Origin of the sequence: Bradyrhizobium sp. ARR65, assembly GCF_000472385.1 — a bacterium.
Lineage (GTDB): Bacteria > Pseudomonadota > Alphaproteobacteria > Rhizobiales > Xanthobacteraceae > Bradyrhizobium.
Map to the genome: position 1 here is coordinate 1 of NZ_AWZU01000018.1, position 14316 is coordinate 14316.

Below are 14316 nucleotides of genomic sequence, written 5' to 3' on the forward strand. Positions count from 1 at the left end.
GTCCTGGCGCTGCCGCCGGCGAGCGCGGCGTGAGCTGCCGTCTTTGCCCTAAGCATCCATCTCAAAGCGTCATCCTGAGGTGCCGTCGCGAACGGGTCCGCGCAAAGCGCGGCCCGATGACAGGCTCCGCGGCGGGCCTCGAAGGATGAACGGCCCCGCTGCGAGAGCCGGGCCGTGCTTCGCAGTGGCCGCGCCGGTCCGACCGCGTGGGCAAAATAAAAACGGNGGGCGCCTCTGATCCATCAGAGGNAGCCCGCCNTTTTCGAATTCCTCTCTGGTGCCTGACGTCAGTGGACGCTGACGGCCTGCAGCTCGTTGCTCCAGGCGTTGGCGATCGCCGCTTCGCGCGAGTCGGTAAGCATGATCGGCGTACCGTCGGCGGCGTGGAGCGCGAAAAGCTTCAAGCCCGGCGCGATCTTCGGCGCCTGCGGAAACAGCTCCGGCACATCCTCGGAACGGATCTGCTTCACATAGGCGATATGACCCTCACCCAGATGGGCCAACGCCTCCGGGGACACAGGGGTTTCTGACGCAACATTACCTTCAGTCATGGTCTCGACTCCTTCTGAGCCACAAGCGGTCGAGTCCGCCACTCGTTCCATTATTCGTGTTCATTGATAGCGATTGTCTTAACGATCCGCTCCGGCTCAGGCCGGGCGAGGTCAATCGACAACAGCCCATTCCTCAAGTCCGCGCCCAGCACCTGCATCCCCTCCGCCAGCACGAAAGTGCGCTGGAAGTGGCGCGCGGCGATGCCGCGATGGATGTATTGCCGTGCCTTGTCGTCCTGCTGGCGACCGCGGATCACGAGCTGGTTTTCCTCAATTGTCACATCGAGTTGGTCACGGGTAAACCCCGCCACCGCCAGCGTGATGCGCAGTCGTTCGGGCTGGCCGTTGGTACGGTCGCACCTCTCGATATTGTAGGGAGGGTAGCCGTCGGCCCCTTTGACGACCCGGTCGAGCACGCGCTCGATCTCGTCAAATCCCAGCAGGAACGGACTGGATAACGATGGAACACGAGACATAGTTTACAAAGTCCTCGCGGAAAGCGACTTTGATGTTTCAGGGCCCTTGCGGCACCCCTTGAGCGGCAATATGGGCACGAATGTAAGGCTGTTCAAGCGCGCTGGAACCGGCCTCCTCGCAACGAGCGAATCATAATCCAGGGTTTCCTTAAGGCGGCTTAACGAAGCGCGATCCGCTTCCGCCCGTCCGTGCTGAATAGATGCAGCTTCTCCCGCACAGCGGCGGCGCGGATGCGTTCGCCGATCGCAGGCCCGCTCTGGCCGGGGATTCGGACCAGGATTTCGCCCGGCGGCAAGTCTCCGGGCCTGGTGCTGACGGCCGCGCCGCCAGCCTGCTCGGCACGCAGGCCGTAAACATAGGTCTCCGCGCCCACCCGCTCGATCGCCTCTACCCTGAGGTCGAACGCGACGCCGCCGTCGGGCACCGCGCCGTCCACCATCTGCAGGTCCTCGGGGCGAATGCCAAGAATGCCGGCCTCGCTGCCTGCGCCCGCAAGCGCGATGCCCGCATCGCGCAAGCCGATCAGGTTCATCGGTGGCGCCCCGATGAAGGAGGCGACGAAGGTCGTCGCCGGATTTTGATAGACCTCCAGCGGGTTTCCGATCTGCTCGACCTGGCCGCCATTCATCACCACCAGAATGTCGGCCAGCGTCATCGCCTCGAGCTGGTCGTGGGTGACGTAGATCGATGTGGTGCCGAGCCGCCGCTGCAATTTGCGGATCTCGACGCGCATCGCGATCCGGAGTTTGGCGTCGAGATTCGATAGCGGCTCGTCGAACAGGAACGCCTTCGGCTGCCGCACGATCGCGCGGCCCATCGCCACGCGCTGGCGCTGGCCGCCGGACAATTGGCCGGGCTTGCGATCGAGCAGGGCGGAGAGCTCGAGAATGCGCGCCGCTTCCTGCACGCGGGTGTCGATCTCGCCCTTCGCCATGCCGCGGTTACGCAGGCCGTAAGCCATGTTGTTGTAGACGCTCATATGCGGGTAGAGCGCGTAGTTCTGGAACACCATCGCGATGTCGCGGTCGGCGGGTTCGACCCGATTGACGACCCGGCCGCCGATATCGATTTCGCCCGATGTCACCGTCTCGAGCCCCGCGACCATCCGCAGCAGCGTGGATTTGCCGCAGCCGGACGGGCCGACCAGCACGCAGAACTGGCCGTCGCCAACCTCGATATCGACGCCTTTGATGGCCTCGAAGCCGTTGGGATAGGCCTTGCGGACGTTGCGAAGCGCGACGTTGGCCATGGCTGCCTTACTTCTCTGTCTCGATCAGGCCTTTGACGAACAGGCGCTGCATCAGCACCACGACCGCAACCGGCGGCAGCATCGCCAGCACGGCGGTCGCCATCGCCACCGACCATTCGGTGAGCGCGTCATGCACGTCGATGATCTTCTTGATGCCGATGACGATGGTCTGCATGTCGTCGCGCGTCGTGATCAGGAGAGGCCAGAGATATTGATTCCAGCCGTAGATGAAGAGGATCACGAACAGCGCGGCGATGTTGGTCACCGACAGCGGCAACAGCGTATCGAAGAAGAAGCGGATCGGGCCCGCGCCGTCCATTTTGGAGGCTTCGACCAGCTCCTTCGGTACCGTCATGAAGAACTGGCGGAACAGCAGTGTCGCCGTTGCCGAGGCGATCAGCGGCAGGATCAGGCCGGAATAGGAATCCAGCATGGAGAGGTCGGAGGTGATCTTGTAGGTCGGGTAGATCCGCACCTCGACCGGCAGCATCAGCGTGATGAAGATGGTCCAGAACGCCGCCATCCGGAACGGAAAGGCGAAGAACACAATGGCATAGGCCGAGATGATCGAGATCGCGATTTTGCCGACCGCGATCCCGGTCGCCATGATCAGGCTCGCCAGCATCATGCCGCCGACCGGCTGACGCGTGGTCTTGCCGGTGCCCGAGGCTATCGTGTGCCAATAGGTCTCGAGACCGTGGGTGCCGGGATAAAGCGGCATCTGGCCGTTCGCGATCGCGGCATTGTCGTGGGTCGAGGCGATCACGGCGAGATAAACCGGGAAGGCGACGACGATGATGCCGGCGAGCAAGATCAGGTGCGGAAGGAGATTTCCAAAGCGGCGATGCTCGACCATGGCGTTCAGTAATGAACCTTCTTCTCGACATAGCGGAATTGAAACGCTGTCAGTACGACCACGATGATCATCAGGATCACCGATTGCGCCGCCGAGCCGCCGAGATCGGCGCCGACCCTGCCGTCCTGGAATACCTTGTAGACCAGCGTCTGCGTCGCCCCGTTCGGTCCGCCGCCGGTCGCGGTGTCGATGATGCCGAGCGTGTTGAAGAAGACATAGGTGATGTTGACGATGATCAGGAAGAACGTCGTCGGCGACAGCAGCGGGAATATGATGGTCCAGAACCGCCGCATCGGCCGCGCGCCGTCGATTGCGGCGGCTTCGATCACGGTTTTCGGGATCGACTGCAGCCCGGCGAGGAAGAACAGGAAATTGTAGCTGATCTGGTTCCACACCGCGACGATGACGACCAGGATCATCGCATGGGTGCCGTTGAGCACCGGATTCCAGTCGATGCCGCCGCGCTGCAGAGTGCGCGCGATCATGCCGAGTCCTGGCTGGAACATGAAGATGAAAAGAACGCTCGCCACCGCCGGCGCCACCGCATAGGGGATGATCAGGAAGGTGCGGTAGATCTGCACGCCAGCGATGTTGCGGTTGGCCATCACCGCAAGCAGGAGCCCGATGGCGAGCGAGAAGGCCACCACCAGGATCGAAAAGACGAAGGTCACCCCGATGGCCTGGTAATATTCAGGCGTCTTCAAGAGCGCTGCATAATTCTCGAACCAGACGAACTCGGTCGAGAGCCCAAAGGCGTCTTGCACCAGGAACGACTGCCATAGCGCCTGCGCCGCCGGCCAATAGAAAAAGATCAGGGAGACCGCGAGCTGCGGGGCCGCCAGCAGAAACGCCAGCAGCTTGCCGGAAAAGATCGCTCTGTTCTCCATGCCGCCCCCGCGTGGCGATCGTGGCCGGCGCGCCGGCCACGATCCAGGCCGTTACTTCACGGCCGTGCGTTCGAACTGCCGCAGCATCTGGTTGCCGCGCGAAACCGCAGCGTCAAGCGCGTCCTTGGCCGACTTCTTGCCGGCGAGCGCCGCTTCGATTTCTTCCGACCACACGTCGCGCATCTGCACCATGCTGCCGAAGCGCAAGCCCCGCGAGTTCTCCGTCGGCGGCTTGTTGGTCAGCTCCTTCAGCGGCACCTCCAGGATCGGGTTCTTGTCATAGAAGCCGGATTCTTTCGTCTTCTCATACGCCGCCTTGGTGATCGGCAGATAGCCGGAGACCTCGTGCAGGTAGACCTGACGGTCGGTGTCGGACAGGAAGGTGAAGAATTTTGCGATACCCTTGTATTCGTCTGCCGACTTGCCGGCCATCACCCACAGCGATGCGCCGCCGATGATAGAGTTCTGCGGCGCGCCGGCGACATCCGGGAAGTAGGGCATAGGCACTGCCGTGTAGGCGAACTTCGCGTTGGCCTTGACGTTCGGATAAAAGGCCGACGAGGTCATGTAGAGCGGGCATTCACCAGAGGTGAAGCGGCCTTCACCGGTGTTGGTGCGCCCCGAATAGTCGTAGCTCTTGTCCTTTTGCAGCTCGACCAGGTTTTCGAGCAGCTTGGTTTCCAGCGGCGTGTTGAACTCGAGCACGGTGTCAAATCCGTCGAGGCCGTTGGCCTTGGTGCCGATCGGCACGTTGTGCCAGGCCGAGAACTGCTCGATCAGACCCCAAGTGATCCAGGATGACGAGAAGCCGCAGGTCGGATGCGTGGCATGGAGCTTCTTCGCGTCGGCAAACACCTCCGGCCAGGTCTTCGGCGGCTCGGCGACGCCGGCCTGCTTCAGCGCGTCGAGATTGACCCACATCACCATGCTCGACGAGTTAAAGGGGAACGACAGCATGTCGCCCTTCGAGGTGGAGTAATAGCCCGTGATCGCCGGCAGATAGGATTGCGGGTCGAACTTCTCGCCCTGTTCCTTCATCAGTTCGAACACCGGCTTGATGGCGCCCTTGGCCGACATCATGGTCGCGGTGCCGACCTCGAACACCTGCATGATTCCAGGCGCATTGCCGGCGCGGAACGCCGCGATACCGGCATTGAGCGTATCGGCGTAAGAGCCCTTGAAGGTGGGCACGATCTTGTAGTCGCTTTGCGAGGCGTTGAAGTCGTTGGCGAGCTTGACCACGACGTCGTTGTTCGGGCCGGTCATGGCGTGCCACCACTGGATCTCGGTCACCGCCGACGCAGGCGAGGCGGCAAACGCAAGCGTGACAACGCCAGCCGCTGCAGCACCAAACCCTCGATAAGCCATCAACCCCCCTCCATTGGTACGGCGTTCTTGCGCGTTAGCAATGCTCAATGACGCGCAAATGACCTTATGACAAGGGGATGGTGGGGGGACAAGGCTGGGATAGGGAAGCCGGAAAATGGACGCAGGCGCCGACCACGCGCGGCTGTCGTCCCGGTTTTCGCCAGGATGACAGGGCCATTACCGCTTGCGTTCGGAGCAGACCACGCCGTTGGCAACCAGCGCGTCGATCTCACTGTCCGAATAACCGAACTCGGCCAGCACCTCCTGGGCATGCTGGCTGAATTTCGGCGGCACGCGGCGCAGGCTCGGCTTGGTGCGATCGAGGCGGATCGGCGAGGCGACTCCCTTGTACCAATCCTTCTCGATCACGTCGCCACGGTAGATCGTGTGTGGATTGGTGAGCGCCTGGTCGATCTTCTGCACGGGACCGGCGGGCAGGCCGGCGGCGAGCAGACGGTTGCACAGCGGCTCCGCCTCATGTTGCGAGAATACCGCCGCAAGCTCGGCGCGCAGCGCTTCGCGGTTGGCGACGCGGTCCTTGTTGCGTGCAAAGCGCGGATCGGCGGCGAGCTCAGGCTTGCCGATCTCCTTGGCGAGCTTGCGGAAGGTGCCGTCATTGCCGACGCCGATGAAGATGTTGTCGGTTTTCGTCGGAAAGATCGCGTAAGGCACGAGGTTGGGATGCTCGTTGCCGGTCAGGGCCGGCGGCTTGCCGTGCATGAAATAATTCGCGGTGTGCGGGTGCATGATGGCGAGCCCGGTCTCGTACAGCGTCACTTCCAGGAACTGTCCGATCCCGGATTTCTGCCGCTCCGAGAGCGCCATCAGAATGCCGATCGCGGCATAAAGCCCGGTGGTGATGTCGACGAGCGGCACGCCGATCCGCATCGGCCCGCTCTCCGGCGAGCCGGTGGCGGCGATCATGCCGGTCATCGCCTGGATGATCGCATCATAGCCGGGGTTGCCGCCGCGCGGGCCGTCGGCGCCGAAGCCGCAGATGCGGCAATGCACGAGGGCGGGGAATTTTTCCCGCAGGCTCTCGCTGCCGATGCCCCATTTCTCCAGCGTGCCCGGCTTGAAATTCTCGATCAGCACGTCGGCGCCCTCGAGCATCTTGATCAGCACCGCGCGACCGCCCTCGGAGGCGAGGTCGAGACCGATCGAGCGCTTGTTGCGATTGATGCCGACGAAATAGGCCGCGTCTTCCTCGTGGAAGGGCGGACCCCAGTCGCGCACCTCGTCGCCGGCCGGCGGCTCGACCTTGATTACGTCGGCGCCGTGATCGGCCAGGATCTGCGTGCAGTAGGGGCCGCCGAGCACGCGCGTGAGATCGATCACGCGCAGTCCGGCCATCGCGCCGGGAGCAGATTGAGGGGTCATGGAGATGCGTTCGCGAGATTGGTTTGGGATTCGCGAACCATTAAGCATCGCGGACACGGCAGCGCAAATGCGCCGCCGCATGCCCCTGGCTTCCGCGGACGCATGCCGCGTCGCGGAAGGCCGGAAAGAGTCCCGCCGGTCAGACGACCTTCAGGCGGACATCAACATTGCCGCGGGTCGCGTTGGAGTAAGGGCATACCTGATGCGCCTTGGCCGCCAGCGCTTCGGCCTCGGCACGCGCCAGCCCGGGCAGGGAGATCGCAAGCTCGATGTCCAGCCCAAAGCCGCCCTCCGAGCGCGGTCCGATGCCGACCGTCGAAGTCACGGAGGTGTCGGCCGGCACCTTCGGGCCGCCCTGGGACGCCACGAACTTCATCGCGCCGATGAAGCAGGCGGCGTAGCCTGCCGCGAAGAGTTGCTCGGGATTGTTGCCGGCACCGCCGGCGCCGCCCAATTCCTTCGGCGTGGTGAGTTTGACGTCCAGCGCGCCGTCGAGCGTCGCGGCGTGGCCGTCGCGGCCGCCGGTGGCCTTTGCGCTGGTCTTGTAGAGCACATTCACGGACATGATCATCTCCGGGGGTTCGGTTTCGGTACGCGTACATTGCACACAATTATATTGTGTACAATATAATTGACCGATCGAATTTTCGTGATTACATCGTGCGCAATCGATCGGCGGGTGCGGGCGAGCGCCGGAATCTTCCCGGCGGCGAGGCTTGAAGAGACGCAGAATGGCGAAGAAATCCCTCAATGACGCTCAGCTCATGCTGGGCCATCAGCTTTGTTTCGCGATCTATTCGACCGCGCATGCGTTCAACCGCGTCTACAAGCCGCTGCTCGACCGGCTCGGGCTCACCTATCCGCAATATCTCGTCATGCTGGTGCTGTGGGAACGCGACGGCGTGGCCGTGAAGGAGATCGGCGAAAGACTGTTCCTGGATTCGGGCACACTGACGCCGCTGCTCAAGCGGCTGGAAGCCGCCAACCTGATCAAGCGGACGCGGTCGGCCGAAGACGAGCGAAAGGTGCTGATCGCGCTGACGCCGCAGGGCCAGGCTCTGCGGGAAAAGGCGAGGACCGTGCCGCAGGCGATTCTCGCGGCGTCCGGCTGCTCGATCGGGGAGGCGTCGGGTTTGCGGAAGAGCCTGGTGGCGCTAAGGGACCAGCTCAATGCGGCTGTGGGCGAGTAGGGGCTTACCGAGAGCCGTCCACTTCGGCCGATGACAACAAGCGCTTCTTCGCGAACGCCCGGCCTGAATGGGACTTGAGGTATGTCTCGAACTCCAGGGCCTTCCGCTTGTCGGGAAAGGCGCAATACCAAACCAATTTCCAGGGTTTGTATTTAGCGGTGTGGGCTGACTTTCCAGCGTTGTGATCAGGTATTCGCTGTTTCAAGTCCTCGGATGCGCCGGTGTACTCCTGCTCAGGGAACTCGACGCTCCGAATGATATAGACGTACCACATCGTCGCCCCAAGATGATGGTCGGCAGGAGGCAGAGCGCAGCCTCAAGCTGGTACCCTTCGCCTAGAAGCCGCCGATCCAGGGGAGGCAGAACTGAACGCTTGTTAGGGGCCCGTCTTCGCCCTTCGGGCTACGCCGGGCACGCTTCGCCTTCGGCTACACGGGCTGCGCCACGCGTAGCCGAAGGCGAAGCGTGGTGGAGCCAGGCGGGATCGAACCGCCGACCTCTTGCATGCCATGCAAGCGCTCTCCCAGCTGAGCTATGGCCCCATCAGGTAGGCCGGCGTACTTTGGGCAGCGCGCCGGATCATCACGGACGTTCGTTGATCACACTTCGGCGAGAAGCTCAAGTCTCCTCGTCGCCGCCGACGTCACCAATGATGTCGGTGACGTCCTCCTCGCCCTCTTCCTCATCGTCGGCGATGAAGGTCGAATCGTCATCATCGTCCTCGAGGGTCTCGTCGATCTCGATATCGTCCTCCGACTCCGGAACGATCGCCTTAACCTTGCCGGTGTTCTCCTCGGCATCGGCCTCCTCGAGCGGCACCAGCTCTTCGGCTTCCATCGTCTCCGGCACGGCTTCGTTGGGGGCACTGGCGCGGGCGGCCTCGCCGCGGGCACGGACGGGCGCAACAGGGGCAATCGGCACGACTTCGCCGGTATAAGGCGAGATCACGGGATTCTTGTTCAAGTCATAGAATTTCTTGCCCGTGGTCGGGCAAATGCGTTTGGTTCCAAGATCGGGTTTGGCCACGTGCGGAATCCTGGCAATGTCGGAAAAGCGGAGCTTCACTTGGCTAGTTGAGCGCCCGCTGTCAATAGCGCGGCAGCCAAGAAATTACAGGGTCGTGACGTAGCGCCGCCCCTGTGTTACCTGCCGCCGGCAAAGGACACAAAGTTGACCCATTCCGACCATCCGACCCCCTTGGAGGCGCGCGCCAGCGGCCCCTTGGGTGGAAAAGCGCGCGTCCCAGGCGATAAGTCGATCTCGCACCGGGCTCTGATTCTCGGAGCCTTGGCCGTCGGCAAGACCCGGATTTCCGGGTTGCTCGAGGGCGAAGACGTCCTCAATACCGCCAAATCCATGCGCGCGCTGGGCGCCACTGTTGAACGCACCGCGGATTTCGCCTGGCAGGTTCAGGGCGTCGGCGTATCCGGCTTCGCACAGCCCAAGGCCCCGCTCGATTTCGGTAATTCCGGCACCGGCTGCCGCCTGGTGATGGGGGCGGTCGCAGGCTGCCCGGTCGCGGCCGTGTTCGATGGCGATGCCTCCTTGCGCAGCCGCCCGATGCGGCGGGTGCTCGATCCCCTGGAACTGATGGGGGCGAAGGTGACGGCCGGTGGCGAAGGCGGCCGCCTGCCGCTGACCTTGCAAGGCGCGCGCGATCCGGTGCCCATCACCTACCGGACGCCGGTCGCTTCGGCCCAGATCAAATCGGCCGTGCTGCTGGCCGGGCTCGCGGCCCCCGGCGTCACCACCGTGATCGAACAGGAGGCGAGCCGGGATCATACCGAGCTGATGTTGAAACATTTCGGCGCCGAGATCGTCTCCACGCCGGAGGGCCATTACGGCCGCCGCATCGCCTTGACCGGTCAGGGCGAACTGCACGGCGCCGAGGTCGTGGTGCCGGCCGATCCGTCCTCGGCGGCATTCCCGCTGGTGGCGGCCCTGATCGTGGAGGGTTCCGACATTCTCCTGTCCGATGTCATGACCAATCCGCTTCGCACCGGGCTCATTACCACCTTGCGGGAAATGGGCGCTTCCATCGAGGAAACCGACGTGCGCACCGACACCGGGGAGGGCATGGCGAACTTGCGCGTTCGCGCTTCCAGACTGCGCGGCGTTGAGGTTCCTCCCGAACGCGCGCCATCGATGATCGACGAGTACCTCGTCCTTGCGGTCGCGGCCTCTTTTGCCGAGGGTACCACCATCATGCGCGGCCTGCAGGAGTTGCGGGTCAAGGAATCCGACCGCCTCGCGGCCACTGCGGACATGCTGCGCGCGAACGGGGTCAAGGTCGAAATCTCCGGCGACGATTTGATCGTGGAGGGCCGGGGGCATGTGCCTGGCGGCGGCCTGGTCTTAACCCATATGGACCATCGCATCGCGATGTCCGCGCTGGTGATGGGGCTTGCATCCGACAAGCCGGTCAGGGTCGACGATACTGCCTTCATCGCCACCAGCTTTCCGGATTTCATTCCGATGATGCGCATGCTCGGGGCGGAGTTTTCATGATCATCGCCATCGACGGACCGGCCGCATCCGGCAAGGGCACCCTCGGCAAGCGCCTCGCCAAGCATTACGGCTATCGCCATCTCGACACCGGCGTGATCTATCGCGCCGTCGCCTACGCGTTGATGGAGGCCGGGGCGGACCTCCACAGCGAGGTGCTGGCCGTTTCAGCCGCGCTGGAGCTCGATCCGGAAAAGTTCGGCAATCCGATCCTCAAGACCCAGAAGGTCGGTGAGGCCGCTTCCGTGGTGTCGGCCTTCCCCAAGGTCCGGGAGGTGCTGGTCAACTTCCAGCGTCAATTCGCCGCCGATCCGCCGGGGGCGGTGCTTGACGGCCGCGATATCGGGACCGTGATCTGCCCGAATGCCGATGTGAAGATCTTCGTCGTCGCTGATCCCAAGGTCAGGGCCCGCCGGCGCACCCTGGAGGCGAGGGCGAGGGGCGAGGACGCCGATGAGGCCGCCGTGCTCCAGGACATCCTGCAGCGCGACGAGCGTGACAAGAACAGGGCTGTTGCCCCTTTAAAGCCGGCCCCGGATGCTTACTTGCTAGATAACAGCAATCTCGATATAGAGGCGGGCGTCCGGGCCGCCATCGATATTGTCGAGGCCGTCCGAGCGGGCCGGCAGCGGGGCTAACCCCGTCGCCGTCATTGGAGGAATACCCGCTCCCGCCTTGATCTGATCGAAATCTCGAATGATCTCGAGATTGATCCGTTTCCGGACTCAAATCACCGTATCGAACGTGCAGGCTTCTGCCGGCCCGCGATGGTGCGCTTCCGAGCGCGACAGGCGGTCGTCCGAGGGCTTTGCGGACCTCGAACCACTTCACGTGCGATACGCCCCCTAACCGCAATGGCCGGCAAGATTTCCGCAAGTGGAGAGCAAATGGCTTCGACTACTGCTGCTAATACTTACAACCCTTCTCGCGATGATTTTGCCGCGATGCTGGATGAGTCCTTCGCCGGCGGGAACCTGCAGGAAAGCTCCGTCGTCAAGGGCAAGGTGGTTGCGATTGAAAAGGACATGGCCGTCATCGATGTCGGCCTGAAGACTGAGGGCCGCGTCGCCTTGCGCGAATTCTCAGGCCCCGGCCGCGAAAGCGATCTCAAGGTCGGTGACGAGGTCGAGGTGTTCCTCGACCGCATCGAAAATGCGCTCGGCGAGGCCGTGCTGTCGCGCGACAAGGCGCGGCGCGAGGAGAGCTGGGGCAAGCTGGAGAAGGCGTTCCAGAACAACGAAAAGGTGATGGGCGTCATCTTCAACCAAGTCAAGGGCGGCTTCACCGTCGATCTCGACGGCGCCGTGGCCTTCCTGCCGCGCTCGCAGGTCGATATCCGCCCGATCCGCGACGTCGCTCCGCTCATGAACAACTCGCAGCCGTTCCAGATCCTCAAGATGGATCGCCGGCGCGGCAACATCGTCGTCTCCCGGCGCACCGTGCTGGAAGAGACCCGCGCCGAGCAGCGCCAGGAACTGGTGCAGAATCTCGAAGAGGGTCAGGTCATCGACGGCGTGGTCAAGAACATCACCGATTACGGTGCGTTCGTCGATCTCGGCGGCATCGACGGCCTCTTGCACGTGACCGATATCGCCTGGCGCCGCGTCAACCATCCGACCGAGGTTCTGACCATCGGCCAGACGGTGAAGGTCAAGATCATCAAGATCAACCACGAGACGCACCGCATCTCGCTCGGCATGAAGCAGCTCCTGGACGATCCGTGGCAGGGGATCGAAGCGAAATATCCGCTCGGCGCCCGCTTCCACGGCCGCGTCACCAACATCACCGACTACGGCGCCTTCGTGGAGCTGGAGCCGGGCATCGAAGGCCTGATCCACGTCTCGGAGATGTCGTGGACCAAGAAGAACATGCATCCCGGCAAGATCGTCTCGACCTCGCAGGAGGTCGAAGTGCAGGTCCTGGAAGTCGATTCCGTCAAGCGGCGCATCTCGCTTGGCCTCAAGCAGACCATGCGTAATCCCTGGGAGGTCTTCATCGAGAAGCACCCGGTCGGATCAGTGGTCGAGGGCGAGGTCAAGAACAAGACCGAGTTCGGCCTGTTCCTTGGGCTCGAGGGCGACGTCGACGGCATGGTGCATCTGTCCGATCTCGACTGGAAGCTTCCGGGCGAGCAGGTGATCGACAACTACAAGAAGGGCGACATGGTGAAGGCCGTGGTGCTCGACGTGGATGTCGAGAAGGAGCGGATCTCGCTCGGCATCAAGCAGCTCGAAGGCGATCCGTTCGCCGAGCCCGGCGACGTCAAGAAGGGCGCCGTCGTGACCTGCGAAGTGCTCGAGGTCAAGGAGAGCGGGATCGAGGTGAAGATCGTCGGTACCGACTTCACCACCTTCATCAAGCGCTCGGAGCTGGCGCGCGACCGCAACGACCAGCGCGCCGACCGCTTCGCCGTCGGCGAGAAGGTTGATGCGCGGGTGATCCAGTTCGACAAGAAGGCCCGCAAGGTGCAGGTCTCGATCAAGGCGCTGGAAGTCGCCGAGGAGAAGGAGGCCATCGCGCAGTACGGCTCGTCCGATTCGGGCGCGACGCTGGGCGACATCCTGGGCACCGCGCTCAAGAACCGCGGCGTCGACAAGGACAAGTAAGCCGACGCTTTGCGTTCGCCGCAATCAAGGCCCCGGCACTTTGCCGGGGCCTTTTTGCCTTATCTCCCTCGTGAGCATCGGCGCAGCCGTTTGCGTGGGGATGACGGTTCGAGAGGGGGCCTTCGTTGTGGGCCCGGGCTTTCGGCATGCGACGAGGAGCCACGGTTTCTTCATATTAGGCGGCAATTGGTGTATGGAGATAACGCGTCGCTGAACTGGCCGTTCCGAAACGCGCGCGAGGCAATTGGGAGCATTTCGATGTCGCTTGATTCGGACGTGATCGTTGATCGCCGCAGGATGCGCCGCAAGCTGACGTTCTGGCGTGTTTCCGCCGCCGTGATTGCGATCGCGGCCATTGTCGCGATCGGCGTCATGGTGTCGCCGCGCGGGCGCAGCACCTTCACCAGCGCGGGTTCGATTGAGCGCGTCAACATCGAAGGCCTGATTCGCAGCAATCAGGAGCGTGTCGAGGCACTGGAGCGGCTTGGTAAGTCAAATGCCGCGGCCGTGATCGTTCATATCAATTCGCCCGGTGGCACCACAGCCGGCTCGGAACAGCTTTACAACGCGCTGACGGAGCTGAAAGCGAAGAAGCCGCTGGTCGTGGTTGTCGAGGGCCTGGCGGCCTCCGGCGGCTATATCGCAGCGATTGCCGCCGACCACATCGTCGCGCAGCAGAGTTCGCTGGTCGGCTCGATCGGCGTGCTGTTTCAATATCCGAATGTCGCCGAGCTCTTGAAGACGATCGGCGTCAAGATCGAGGAAGTGAAGTCGTCGCCGCTGAAGGCGGCGCCCAACGGTTATGAACCGACAAGCCCCGAAGCGCGTGCGGCGCTGGATGCGCTGGTGAAGGATTCCTATGCGTGGTTCCGCGGACTGGTGAAGGAACGTCGTGGCATGGACGATGAGCTGCTCGAGAAAGTCGCAGATGGGCGCGTATTCACCGGACGCCAGGCGGTCGATCTCAAGTTGATCGATCAACTCGGCGATGAAAGGACCGCGATCGCCTGGCTGGTCGAGCAGAAGAAGGTCAAAAAAGATCTGCCGGTGCGCGACTACAAGCTCAGCCCGAGCTTCGGCGATCTCACTTTCCTGCGCACCGCTGCGTCCGTTACGCTGGATGCGTTGGGTCTGCGCGGCATAGCGCAGCAAATCGAGCGGGCCGGCATGACGCAAGCCGTCGATCGCCTCAGCCTGGATGGAATGTTGGCGCTTTGGGAGCCCGCCGGAACCAATTAAGAGGCACG

15 protein-coding genes and 1 tRNA gene are annotated in these 14316 nt (G+C 63.1%); 5 read left to right on the forward strand and 11 right to left on the reverse strand.

From position 1 onward, the window contains the following. Positions 1-287 precede the first annotated feature (287 nt). The 8 genes from F758_RS0120010 to F758_RS0120045 all read right to left on the reverse strand — a co-directional run bounded on the left by F758_RS0120010 (position 288) and on the right by F758_RS0120045 (position 7333). On the reverse strand, positions 288-551 hold the full coding sequence (locus F758_RS0120010; RefSeq protein WP_024509537.1) for a BQ00720 family protein: 264 nt from the start codon (positions 549-551) through the stop codon (positions 288-290). 50 nt (positions 552-601) lie between these two features. After that, the gene (locus F758_RS0120015) at positions 602-1027 is read right to left on the reverse strand and encodes an Hsp20 family protein (protein WP_024509538.1); all 426 of its coding nucleotides are present in this window, start codon (positions 1025-1027) and stop codon (positions 602-604) included. A 158-nt stretch (positions 1028-1185) separates the two neighbouring features. Continuing rightward, on the reverse strand, positions 1186-2277 hold the full coding sequence (locus tag F758_RS0120020) for a sn-glycerol-3-phosphate import ATP-binding protein UgpC (protein WP_024509539.1): 1092 nt from the start codon (positions 2275-2277) through the stop codon (positions 1186-1188). Between the two features lie 7 nt (positions 2278-2284). Next, on the reverse strand, positions 2285-3133 hold the full coding sequence (gene ugpE / locus F758_RS0120025) for a sn-glycerol-3-phosphate ABC transporter permease UgpE (RefSeq protein ID WP_024509540.1): 849 nt from the start codon (positions 3131-3133) through the stop codon (positions 2285-2287). Between the two features lie 5 nt (positions 3134-3138). Continuing rightward, the gene (gene ugpA / locus F758_RS0120030) at positions 3139-4020 is read right to left on the reverse strand and encodes a sn-glycerol-3-phosphate ABC transporter permease UgpA (protein ID WP_024509541.1); all 882 of its coding nucleotides are present in this window, start codon (positions 4018-4020) and stop codon (positions 3139-3141) included. A gap of 51 nt (positions 4021-4071) precedes the next feature. Next, a complete protein-coding gene (ugpB, locus tag F758_RS0120035) occupies positions 4072-5388 on the reverse strand; it encodes a sn-glycerol-3-phosphate ABC transporter substrate-binding protein UgpB (RefSeq protein ID WP_024509542.1) in 1317 nt (438 codons plus the stop codon). 177 nt (positions 5389-5565) lie between these two features. After that, positions 5566-6768: a CaiB/BaiF CoA transferase family protein gene (locus tag F758_RS0120040; RefSeq protein WP_024509543.1), complete on the reverse strand. Its 1203-nt coding sequence runs from the start codon at positions 6766-6768 to the stop codon at positions 5566-5568. 139 nt (positions 6769-6907) lie between these two features. Beyond that, a complete protein-coding gene (locus F758_RS0120045) occupies positions 6908-7333 on the reverse strand; it encodes an organic hydroperoxide resistance protein (RefSeq protein ID WP_024509544.1) in 426 nt (141 codons plus the stop codon). A gap of 166 nt (positions 7334-7499) precedes the next feature. Here F758_RS0120045 and F758_RS0120050 point away from each other — a divergent pair, with 166 nt between their 5' ends. Continuing rightward, on the forward strand, positions 7500-7958 hold the full coding sequence (locus F758_RS0120050) for a MarR family winged helix-turn-helix transcriptional regulator (protein WP_024509545.1): 459 nt from the start codon (positions 7500-7502) through the stop codon (positions 7956-7958). Positions 7959-7962: 4 nt separating this feature from the next. Here the strand turns inward: F758_RS0120050 and F758_RS0120055 are convergent, their stop codons facing one another. The 3 genes from F758_RS0120055 to F758_RS0120065 all read right to left on the reverse strand — a co-directional run bounded on the left by F758_RS0120055 (position 7963) and on the right by F758_RS0120065 (position 8984). Then, entirely contained in the window at positions 7963-8232 is a 270-nt protein-coding gene (locus F758_RS0120055; RefSeq protein WP_024509546.1) for a GIY-YIG nuclease family protein, read from the reverse strand. Positions 8233-8424: 192 nt separating this feature from the next. Then, positions 8425-8500 (reverse strand) — tRNA-Ala (locus F758_RS0120060). Positions 8501-8576: 76 nt separating this feature from the next. Then, positions 8577-8984, reverse strand: a complete 408-nt coding sequence (locus F758_RS0120065) for a TIGR02300 family protein (RefSeq protein WP_024509547.1) — start codon at positions 8982-8984, stop codon at positions 8577-8579. A 144-nt stretch (positions 8985-9128) separates the two neighbouring features. Between F758_RS0120065 and aroA the strand changes: the two genes are divergently transcribed. The 4 genes from aroA to sppA all read left to right on the forward strand — a co-directional run bounded on the left by aroA (position 9129) and on the right by sppA (position 14308). Continuing rightward, a complete protein-coding gene (aroA, locus tag F758_RS0120070) occupies positions 9129-10466 on the forward strand; it encodes a 3-phosphoshikimate 1-carboxyvinyltransferase (protein ID WP_024509548.1) in 1338 nt (445 codons plus the stop codon). Continuing rightward, positions 10463-11101 (forward strand): (d)CMP kinase, encoded by a 639-nt coding sequence (gene cmk / locus F758_RS0120075; RefSeq protein ID WP_024509549.1) that lies wholly within the window; start codon positions 10463-10465, stop codon positions 11099-11101. The genes aroA and cmk overlap by 4 nt, the downstream gene beginning before the upstream one ends. A gap of 249 nt (positions 11102-11350) precedes the next feature. After that, positions 11351-13069 carry a 30S ribosomal protein S1 gene (gene rpsA, locus F758_RS0120080; RefSeq protein WP_024509550.1) on the forward strand — a complete coding sequence of 573 codons (1719 nt, stop codon included), beginning with the start codon at positions 11351-11353 and terminating at the stop codon, positions 13067-13069. Positions 13070-13327: 258 nt separating this feature from the next. Next, the gene (sppA, locus tag F758_RS0120085) at positions 13328-14308 is read left to right on the forward strand and encodes a signal peptide peptidase SppA (protein ID WP_024509551.1); all 981 of its coding nucleotides are present in this window, start codon (positions 13328-13330) and stop codon (positions 14306-14308) included. Positions 14309-14316: the final 8 nt, after the last annotated feature.

Coding starts and splice junctions, on each gene's coding strand:
- F758_RS0120010 (WP_024509537.1), bottom strand. CDS start 551: ATGACTGAAGGTAATGTTGCGTCAGAAACCCCTGTGTCCCCGGAGGCG.
- F758_RS0120015 (WP_024509538.1), bottom strand. CDS start 1,027: ATGTCTCGTGTTCCATCGTTATCCAGTCCGTTCCTGCTGGGATTTGAC.
- F758_RS0120020 (WP_024509539.1), bottom strand. CDS start 2,277: ATGGCCAACGTCGCGCTTCGCAACGTCCGCAAGGCCTATCCCAACGGC.
- ugpE (WP_024509540.1), bottom strand. CDS start 3,133: ATGGTCGAGCATCGCCGCTTTGGAAATCTCCTTCCGCACCTGATCTTG.
- ugpA (WP_024509541.1), bottom strand. CDS start 4,020: ATGGAGAACAGAGCGATCTTTTCCGGCAAGCTGCTGGCGTTTCTGCTG.
- ugpB (WP_024509542.1), bottom strand. CDS start 5,388: ATGGCTTATCGAGGGTTTGGTGCTGCAGCGGCTGGCGTTGTCACGCTT.
- F758_RS0120040 (WP_024509543.1), bottom strand. CDS start 6,768: ATGACCCCTCAATCTGCTCCCGGCGCGATGGCCGGACTGCGCGTGATC.
- F758_RS0120045 (WP_024509544.1), bottom strand. CDS start 7,333: ATGTCCGTGAATGTGCTCTACAAGACCAGCGCAAAGGCCACCGGCGGC.
- F758_RS0120050 (WP_024509545.1), top strand. CDS start 7,500: ATGGCGAAGAAATCCCTCAATGACGCTCAGCTCATGCTGGGCCATCAG.
- F758_RS0120055 (WP_024509546.1), bottom strand. CDS start 8,232: ATGTGGTACGTCTATATCATTCGGAGCGTCGAGTTCCCTGAGCAGGAG.
- cmk (WP_024509549.1), top strand. CDS start 10,463: ATGATCATCGCCATCGACGGACCGGCCGCATCCGGCAAGGGCACCCTC.
- rpsA (WP_024509550.1), top strand. CDS start 11,351: ATGGCTTCGACTACTGCTGCTAATACTTACAACCCTTCTCGCGATGAT.
- sppA (WP_024509551.1), top strand. CDS start 13,328: ATGTCGCTTGATTCGGACGTGATCGTTGATCGCCGCAGGATGCGCCGC.